Annotated in this window: 4 protein-coding genes; 3 read left to right on the forward strand and 1 reads right to left on the reverse strand. The window is 63.8% G+C overall.

Features of this window, described 5'->3' with window-relative positions; translation table 11 throughout:
- Complete coding sequence (locus tag CYJ10_RS26605) at positions 1 to 6,102, forward strand: toxin TcdB middle/N-terminal domain-containing protein (RefSeq protein ID WP_101684444.1); 6,102 nt, start codon at positions 1 to 3, stop codon at positions 6,100 to 6,102.
- A gap of 748 nt (positions 6,103 to 6,850) precedes the next feature.
- Positions 6,851 to 8,032 carry an H-NS histone family protein gene (locus CYJ10_RS26610; protein ID WP_374703315.1) on the forward strand — a complete coding sequence of 394 codons (1,182 nt, stop codon included), beginning with the start codon at positions 6,851 to 6,853 and terminating at the stop codon, positions 8,030 to 8,032.
- Positions 8,033 to 8,221: 189 nt separating this feature from the next.
- On the opposite strand, the gene CYJ10_RS26615 is transcribed toward CYJ10_RS26610, so the two are convergent.
- A complete protein-coding gene (locus CYJ10_RS26615; RefSeq protein WP_101684446.1) occupies positions 8,222 to 8,746 on the reverse strand; it encodes a hypothetical protein in 525 nt (174 codons plus the stop codon).
- 233 nt (positions 8,747 to 8,979) lie between these two features.
- Here CYJ10_RS26615 and CYJ10_RS26620 point away from each other — a divergent pair, with 233 nt between their 5' ends.
- Positions 8,980 to 9,462, forward strand: a complete 483-nt coding sequence (locus CYJ10_RS26620) for an MATE family efflux transporter (protein ID WP_308303013.1) — start codon at positions 8,980 to 8,982, stop codon at positions 9,460 to 9,462.
- The last annotated feature ends 145 nt before the right edge of the window (positions 9,463 to 9,607 follow it).

The following is a 9,607-nucleotide window of genomic DNA, read 5'->3' on the forward strand; positions in this document are numbered from 1 at the left end:
ATGTCACGCACCTCCGGAATCTCGCCACAGGCTGTCAGCCTGCCCAAGGGGGGCGGCGACGTCAGAGGCCTGGGTGGCACGTTTCTCCCTGACTGCAATCGCGGCACCGGCAGCTACGTGATTGACCTGCGCTTGCCACCGGGACCGGGGGGCATACGCCCGTCGCTGACGCTGGCCTACAGCTCGGCGGCCGGCAATGGCGCATTCGGGCTGGGCTGGGATGTGGCGGTGCCCACCCTCTATCGCGACGCGGAACGGCACTTTGTCCGCTATGACGATACCGACGGCTTCCGGCTCGCAGGCCAGGGCGAACTTGTTCTGATGGGCGACGGTAGCTTCCGGCCCAAGTATGACACGCTATTTGCACGCATCACGCGCGGGGAGCACTGGGAAGTCTTGCCGAAGGAGGGCGGGGTGCAGCGCTTCGGCCTGAATGCCGACGGACAGCTGGGTGACCCCGACGATCCCAACCGCGTATTGGCGTGGTTGCTGCAGGAAGTCGAGGACCGCAATGGCAACGCCATTCGCTTTCGATATCTGTCCGACGGCAACAACCGCTATCTGCGGGAAGCCGCGTGGGGGCCATATCGCCTGGCGTTTGTCTACGGACCCCGTCCCGACATTTTCAGCACGGCCCGCCATGGATTTACGCTGACGACGGCGCTGCGCTGCGTAGCCATCGAGCTTCACTGTGACAGGTTGCTCGGCCAAACGCTCATCCGCCGCTATACGCTGGACTACCTCCAGCCAGACGAGACACCGTTATCCCTGTTGCGGGAGGTGCGCCTGAGTGGCCACCGGGGCCAGGGTGCGGAGGCGAACGATGCCATGCCTCCGCTGACCTTTGGCTACAGCACATGGCAACCCGACGCCTTCCGATGCCGGCCGCTGGCCAACCCCGACGGCGCGCCGCTGCCCAATCTGGGGGCCAGCACCACCGATCTCGTTGACTGCACCGGCGATGGGCTGCCAGACTTCGTGCAGATCGACGGGGAGCGGCACGTTTACTGGGCCAATCGCGGCGACGGCACCATTGACGCCCCCAGGCAGATCCGAAGCCTGCCGGACGGTGCACACCTCGGCAATCCGGGGATAGGATTCGGCGACCTGGACGGGGAGGGCGCTGCCGGGCTGCTCATGTGTGAAGGCCCTTACGCCGGCTATTTCCCACGCACGGGTCCAGCAACATGGGGGCCGCTGCGGCGATTTCCCAGTGCGCCGGCTACGAGCCTTCGCGATCCTTCCACGCGCATGGTCGACCTGGACGCCGATGGCCGCATGGATCTGCTGCGGACCACCGATAGCGCATTCCTGCTGTATCTGAACCGGGGCGCGAACGGGTGGGAAGCGCTGCCACCGATTCCCCGCGTGCACGATTTCGAGACCTTCCCCGACATCTCGCTGTCCGATTCCCGTGTGCAGTTGGCGGACATGACCGGAGACGGACTGCCAGACATCGTGTTGATTCGTCCGGGGGAAGTTTGCTATTGGCCGTATGAGGGGCTGGGCCGATGGGGCCGGCGTCGCGTGCTCGCAGGGGCACCGGCCTTCGCACGGCCCGGTGCGCCGCGTGCCGTCTTCCTCAGCGACGTGAACGGCGACGGTGTGGCGGACCTGGTGGTGGTCGAAGCCGACGCCGTCACGATCTGGATCAACCGCTGCGGCGTCGGGTTCGCGCCGCCGGTACGGCTCACCAACACACCCGCCATGGCGGGTGCCGACATACGCGTAGCCGACATGCTGGGTAACGGCACCGGGGGCGTCCTCTGGAGCTATGCAAGTGAAGTCAGGCCCCGCGCGCGCTGCTTCTTCCTGGATCTGGCCGGCGAGGCCAAACCATACCTCCTGACCGTGGTCGACAACGGCTTCGGCAAGCGCACCACTATCCGCTATGAAACGTCCAGTCGCTACGCCGGCCGCGACCGGCGCGAGGGCCGGCCGTGGACAACCAGTCTGCCGTTTCCTGTGCAGGTGGTGGCGGAGATCAGACAGGATGATGCGGCGTCGTTACTTTCCTTGCGGCAGACGCTGGCCTATCACGACGGCCTGTACGACGGGCGAGAGCGGCGCTTTGCGGGCTTCGCACGGGTAGACATGACGGAGTGGGGCGAGGCAAGCGCGCCGCCACTCCTGTCCGCCATGCGTTTTGCCGCGCAGCCCACCGCCGGGGTGGGCGACGACGACCGCGCGATGGCCGTCGCGCAATGGGGCCGGCTGCTCGAAACCGCGCAGGGTCCCCCGGACGGACGGCCTCTGCGGCGGGCGACCGGCACGTGGACTGCAACCCTGGCCGCGCATGGTGAGGACGGCACACCGGTGGTCACCGTTGCGCGCACCGCCTTGCGAACCGAACAATTCGATAGTGCAAGCGAGGGTACGGAGGCCGACGAGGCCGTGGTCGTCGAGCATGCATTCGGCTTTGACGACGCCGGCAACGTGACGTCGCAACGCCTCCAGGCACACGGGCCGGCGCCGCTTGTCGTCACCAGCAAGGTGGAATACGCCCGCGCTGCCAACGGGCGACTCACGTCACTGCCTTCGCGTGTGGTCGAGCGCGACGCGAATGACATGATGCTGCGGGAGCGCCGGCTCTATTACGATGGCAATGCCTTCACCGGACTGCCGCTCGGGCAGGCGGGCGTGGGAAACCTGATGCGACAGAGCGTGCGCGTCATTGATGCCGAGGGGTTCGCCGCGCACTACGGCGCCGAGGGCCTGGATGCGGCGACGCTGGGTTATCGCCCTGAGCCCGATGCCCCAGACTCGTGGTGGCGCGACGAGATTCGCTATGCCTACGATGCCTTGGGCAACATCGCGCAATCCCGCGATCCCCTCGGTAACGAAAGCACGATCGAGCGCGACGCCGAAAGCCTGTTTCCCGTGCGTGTTGTCAACGCGGCTGGCCATGCCACCACGCTCCACTGGGACGATGCGGCGCTACAGCCAGACATCGTCACCGATCCCAACGGGGCGGTGGTCCGATTCGGCTTCGACGCGCTCGGCAGGGTCACCCGACTGATGCTGCCTCGCGTAGTGGCTGGCCCTGGACCCGAACCCGAACCCGACCCAGAGGCGGATCCTGATGAAAGCGTGGCCTACCACCTCGACGCCACGCCGCCCTACGTCGAACTCACCCAGAAGACGGACGATGGGCTGCCAGCTGCGGTGCGTCGCATGTATTACGACGGCAGTGGCCAGGTGTTGCAGACACGGATGCTGATCGGCGACGACGTTGACCCGGAATCGGTACTGGTTTCCGCAGCACGCACGGTCAACGCACGAGGCTGGCTTGGCACCCTCGGCGAGCCGGCCTTCAGCCAGGGACTGGACTATGCGCCGGCGCCACCGACTGTCGTCACGGCGCTGCACTACGATGCCCTGGGCCACACGCTCGGGGCAGACCTGCCAGGTGGACGCACCACGCGCACCGTCTTCAAGCCGTTGAGCACGACCCTGTACGACGCCAACGACACCGATGCCTCGCCGGAGAACATCGCACGCGGCTTCTTTGACACCCCCACGACGCATGACCTCGACGGGCTCGGCCGGCTTGCGGCTGTCACGGAGCGGCACGACGGGGTTTCGACACGTCATGCCTTCCGCCACGACGAGACTGGACAGTTGCGCGAGATCAGTGGCCCGGATGGCGGTCTTCTGCTGAGCCGCCGTCTGGATCTTGCGGGGCAGTTGCTGGATCTCAACCATCGCGATGGCGGGCGCCGCCTGTTCTTCCACGATGCCGCTGGCCGACTCGTACGCACCGTCGATGCAGCCGGGCAGCGCATTACCCATGCCTGGGATGCGCTCGGCCGGCTGATGGAGACGAGCGTGGACGGCAACGTCTTCCAGCGATTCGTGTACGACCAGGCTGGCACGCCGTATGCCATTGGCCGCATGACGGAGGCGGCTGACGAGTCGGGAGCCTGGCGTTTTGCTTACGACGCGCGGGGACGGATGACGCACCGGACGCTGACCGCGAACGGTCGGAGCTGGACGCTGGCGCAGCAGCACCTGGCCAACGGCCAGGTGTCAAGCACAACGTACCCCGACGGCGCGACGCTGGCGTTCCGCTATGACCGGGCCGGGCGCCTGACAAGCGTGCCTGGAGTGCTGGATGCCATCGCCTATGACGCCCTGGGTCGCCGCACACTGATGCAGTATGCCAATGGCGTACAGACGCGGATCGAATACGATCCCGAGAGCCGCTTCCTCGCGCGCTTGCGCGTGGTGGACGCCAATGCGGCAGTCTTGCAAGACACCACCTACACCCGGGACAACGTCGGCAACGTGCTGGCCCAAGCGGACGGCCGCCCAGCGGGGCCGGGGGCACCCCATCCGCGTCGCTTCACGCTGGATGGGCGGTACCGGCTCGTCGCGGTCGACGGCGGCGGCTCCGCGGCTGTGCCCGCATACACCCGGCTTTACGCCTACGACGCTGCCAACAACGTGACGCGCTTTCCGACGCATGGCGCGGCACCCGTGGTCTGCGACCCGCCTGACAGTAACCGCATCGCCGGCATTCTTGACGGCGGCAACCTGGTCCGCCTCTACGAACACGATGCCAACGGCAATGTGACACGGCTACCTGGCAGGAAACTGGACTTTGATGGATTGGGCCGAATGACGTCGGCGCGCCGCGATGACGGCGCTTCTGTGACGTACCGGTACAGCGCCAGCGGTGAGAGGACGTGGCGCGAAACGAGCATTGCCGGCACGGTACGGCGGACCCTGTTCCTGGGCGGCTACGAGGAGGACGATGATGGCACGGTCCGGCGCTACTTGTCAGCCGCCGGGATGCCGGTCGCGGTCGATCGTGGCGGTGCACGTACGTGGCTGCATGCCAACGAGCTCGGCCATATCACGCTCCTGACCGACGCTGCCGGTGTACTGTCAGGCAGTCGCCATCTTCAACCCTTTGGTGAGGAGGCCGGGCAGGGCGCTGCCGGCGCGACCGTGCCCTACGCTTTCGGTGCCCAGATGCTCGACAACGTGTTGGATGACGTAAGCGGCCTGTACCACTTCGGAGCACGCTACTACGCGCCCGAGATCGGCCGCTTCGTGAGTCCCGACCCGCTGTACATGCTCTCCCCCGAGCTAGCACTCTACACGCCAGGGCTCCTGAATCCGTATGCGTATGGGCTCAACAACCCTATGGTCTATGCGGACCCCTCAGGGCTTTCACCGGTCGGAGCGGCGCTGGGCGGTCTGGTGGGCGGTGCGCTGGGTGCGCTGGTCTTCGTTGTGAGCGGTGGGAATCCGATTGCCGCCGGACTCGTGGGCGGCTTTGCAGGCGGTGCCGTAGCGGGTGCGATCGATGGTGGAGTGAAGGGCGCCGTGGTGGGCGGTCTGCTAGGCGCGTTGACCGGCGCCGTTGGCGGTGCGGCGTTATGGGGATTGTCTGCGGTTGGCGGCTGGATATTTGGGCATGTCGGGCGCTTTGCCGTGAATGTCATCATGTCGACGCTCGGATCAGCCATGACGGTCGCCACCGGTGCTTTTCAGGTGCTGCAGAACGGAAATTGGGACATCCTGGCTGGGGCGGGAGGGGCATTGGTGGGGACGATCATCGGAAATGCAATCGGCAATGCTCTCATGAAAATGAGCAACAATTGGGTTGACCCGAACCACTCGCCACGTGTGAAGCAGAACCAGGCAGAAGTGCAGGCGGCGGTCAACAATCAGGCCAACTTCGACAAAGTAAACTACGTAAGCAGCTTCGATCGAAACACCACCAATTTGGGCTCTCACACCACAGGTGTCATCACCATGGAGCACGAGACCATCGGCAACTCGTGGTTGGAGTATCGAAGCACCCAGGCGCATGAGCTGTACCACGAATATCAGGAACAGACCTTCAGCGAGCCGGGTTTCGCAGACTTCCATGCAGCGTATGGCGCGGAGAAGTCGTACGCCAGCAACCGGTTTGAGAACGCGGCATTCGATTTCGAGATGCGTTTCATGCGTTATGCACCGTATCCGTTTGCTACCTATACCTACGCGTTTGGCCCGAGTTCCGTGGTGCTGTCGCAGCCGCCCGGATGGGACAACCGAAAGAGAGGCGGCGATGGATGGAAGGACCTATTCGGACGCTTAGGTTTATAGCGACTGTTCCAGCACTCACGATTTCAAGAGCGCCGGCCGAGAGCGTCCAAAGGCGACGCTGGTGCACGACGGCCGACGCTGGCTGGCAAAGATGCAGGATCGCGGCGATCCGCAGCCCGCCTGATAAATGCATCATAGCCACCTCGCGTGCGGCAGCCGAGGAGGCCTTAAGAAATCTGAGGCTTCATTCTGGCTTCCCCATCAGCGCATAATGACGGAGCATCCCCGCCGGTTTCTGACAAGCCCGCGTCGCAACGCCACTCACAAAGTACGGAGATTTCGACGGGGGCGCCCCGTGAGGTAGGATTCCAACGGACCGATTGGCAGCAATCGAGGCGATCGACGCTGAGGTGGCGGATGTCCGCTCCTGGGCCGGTCTCTGTCGTCTCAGTTCGGCGTGGCGTTCGGAAACTTTCGGAGCCGGTTGAAGGCTGTACGCAGCTTTACAAGCGAGTCGGGAAGTTTGGGCACGGCGATATGCTAAAGGCACTTGCTCGCTACGGCACGGTATGGAATCAGGACGAAGGCAACGACAGCAGTGACAGCAGTGACGGCAGCGATGACAGCATAGACTGAGCGGGTGGACGCAATCCGCTGGATCCAGACGCAGATGGACGACTACAATCCCCAGCCTTGCATCACATAAACGCCAATGGGCAAGTTCGAACGACACGCAAGAGACGGGTCTTACTGTCCACGGGATTAGGAGGCGTCTGCACGTGCAGTAGCTTCAAAGAAGGAGAATGAATTGGCCCCAGAGCAAGCGGTTGAACCCGGTGTCGCGAGCAATGCGACGGATGGACCTGGTCAGATGGAGCTTCCCATCGCTGAGGGGGTGCACGATGAGGATCCCGTCACTCCTGAAACCAGCGATGCATGCGTCGGTAGTGGCGGTAGTGGCAGCGTTGACTCTCAGTCCCAACGCTTGGACTTCTGGTCGACAAGCCGGGATAGCAGCCCGACGGCGACCGTGTCATATCGGCGCCGGCGGCGTTACACGGCCCCGGACGCCTCAACGGAAGACGTGGCACCAGAAGAATCGATGGAAACTACCAACTCGGAAACGTTGACTGAATCCGACGCGCAGAAAGCGCCCATTGAAGCCATACCCTCGGAAGCGACTGAAGCCGTGGTCGAAACTCCGGTTGAAGTCCTGGCCACGACCGAACCGACGGAAATTTCCGTCCGGGACGAATTTGTCGAGTCGGCCGCCGCGGTTGCGCCGAGCAACGCCCCTGCTCCGGAAGGCGCGCCTGAAGAGACGCGGGCCCCGAAGCCCGGCCGGAAGCCGAAAACCCTAGCCGACGTTGCTGCTCCGGAAGCCACGACTCAAGACAGCCCAACCCCGAAACGTGGTCGGAAGCCGAAAGCCCTCATCGAAACTGCCACTCCGGAAGCTTCGCTGGAAGAGAGGCGGACCCCGAAGCGCGGTCGGAACCCGAAAATCCTGGTTGAAGCTGCTGGTGCGGAAGCCACGACGCAAGAAACCCGAACCCGGAAGCGCGGGCCGAAGCAGATAACACTGCTTGGGGTGGAGGCCGCCCCGGAAGCTCGGGCCCAGAAAACGCAAACTGGTAAGTCGAGACAGAAGGAAAAAGCGCCTTTTGCGACCCAAAGCCCGACCAAATCCGCACTGCTCGCTCAACTAGCATCTGTCAATGCGCAACTTGAGCGGTTGCGTGTCACGGAAGTACCAAAGGTCGTGGAGGAGATTCAGCAGTTAATGCAGGAGTACGAGCTCAGCATTGAGGACATTGCGGGCAAGCCCAGTGTTGGGCCCGCTGCCCGCGCTGCTCCAACCAAGACGAAGGCCGCGGCGCCTCCGAAGTATCGCAACCCCAAGACGGGCCAGACTTGGTCGGGGCGTGGTAGGGCTCCCGCGTGGATTGGCAAGAAGCCCGAGCGTTTCCTAATCGATCGCTTGTCCTGAAATCGCCGTTGTGGCGGCACAGTAACCGCTCGAGCGCAGCGAGCTAACGGCTCGTCGACGATTGGAAGGATCAATGTGGCGGACGCCGGCGAGCCAAATCGCGACCTGGGTCTGCCACCGCGTGGGTGACTGAAATCCATGAGCTGGTCGCGCTGCCGAGTGCACCGGCAGTGGCACGCACTCACCCGATCAGCGCGAAGCGCCCTCCGGCACTTCGCCCGTCAGCGTCAGCACAATCACATCACTCGCCACCGGCAGCGGCACAGGCGTGGGCACGTTCTGGCGCAATGTGAGCGTGAGCCGGTGCGGCAGGAGCCCGGCGCGCACCACCCGCTCGCAGCCAGGCGAGACCTCCTCGATATGCCCGGTCGAATTCTCGATGACGATCCGCACCAGCGTGCCGTCTGCTGTCTCGGCAATCTTGGTAACGCGCAACGACCGGCGGTCCCGTTGGACTTCCTCCAGAAACTGAATCTGGGCGGGCCCTGCCCGGCCGCACCGCCGGATCCCGACCTTGGAGACGCTCAGATCCTGCGGCATGTCGAGCGTGACGTCCGACGCTTCCAACGGGAAGCGCAGGGGCGCGCCTACCAGCACGGGCTGGCTGTTGACGGTCCAATCGACGACCAACGTCGCGGCGGCGCACACCGAAGCCGACAGCGACACCGATACCACGAGTGTCGCCATTGTGGCGACACGGAACATGTACTTCATAGCGGGTGTATTGCTTTTACTTGCGCCCCGAAACCCCGGGGCAGGCTCGGGCGAGATCCCCGCACGGGATCGTGTGCCTGACCCAGACTCGCTGAGAGCGTAGCAAGCGAAAGTCGGCGCGCCAAGCGATGGGACAGCTATAAGGGCACACGCTGCAAAAGTGGCCCTAGCTCGAAACATGATTCTAAACTACGCACCGTATTTAATATAAACGATAGCACCGGGCGATCCCAATTGCGTTCGGCTTTGGAGCGCCGATGGTCGCGCTCGTGGGAGCCAACATTGGCGCCGGGCAGATCGACCGCGCGCGGCGCATCGCACTCAGCGGTGGATTCATTGCTTTCTCATTGGCCGAGCTGGTTGGTTTAGCTGCTGCACTTTGGCCCACCGCGTGGTTGGGGCTTTTCGGAGCCGACGAACAATTGTTAGAAGCAGGCGTCGCCTACTTGCATATGGTCGGTCCGTTCTACGGGTTCTTCGCCCTTGGCTTCTCGCTCTACTTTGCATCTCAAGGAGCAGGTCGACTCAAGTGGCCGCTGGTGGCCGGAGCGCTGCGCCTCAGCTTGTTCGCTGGTGTTGGCGGCCTTGCATTGCCTTTGGGTGCAACCTTGCAACAGTACTTTGCCTTTGGCGGCCTTGCGATGCTTGTCTACGGTAGTTTCATTCTGTGGGCGGTTGCCCGCGGAGATTGGGGCCGCGGGGGTGCCGGGAACTGAAAAAATGCCCCCCGTTTATGAACTGCACCCCAAAAGTTGGACATAGATCCAACCTTTGGGGTGTTTTTCATGACGAAGTACGACGAGGCGCTCAAGCGTCAGGTGGTTAGGGAACATTTGTCGGGGACGATATCGACCACGGCTT

The sequence above is a fragment of the Cupriavidus pauculus genome (assembly GCF_002858765.1).
Lineage (GTDB): Bacteria > Pseudomonadota > Gammaproteobacteria > Burkholderiales > Burkholderiaceae > Cupriavidus > Cupriavidus pauculus_B.

Coding starts and splice junctions, on each gene's coding strand:
- CYJ10_RS26605 (WP_101684444.1), top strand. CDS start 1: ATGTCACGCACCTCCGGAATCTCGCCACAGGCTGTCAGCCTGCCCAAG.
- CYJ10_RS26615 (WP_101684446.1), bottom strand. CDS start 8,746: ATGAAGTACATGTTCCGTGTCGCCACAATGGCGACACTCGTGGTATCG.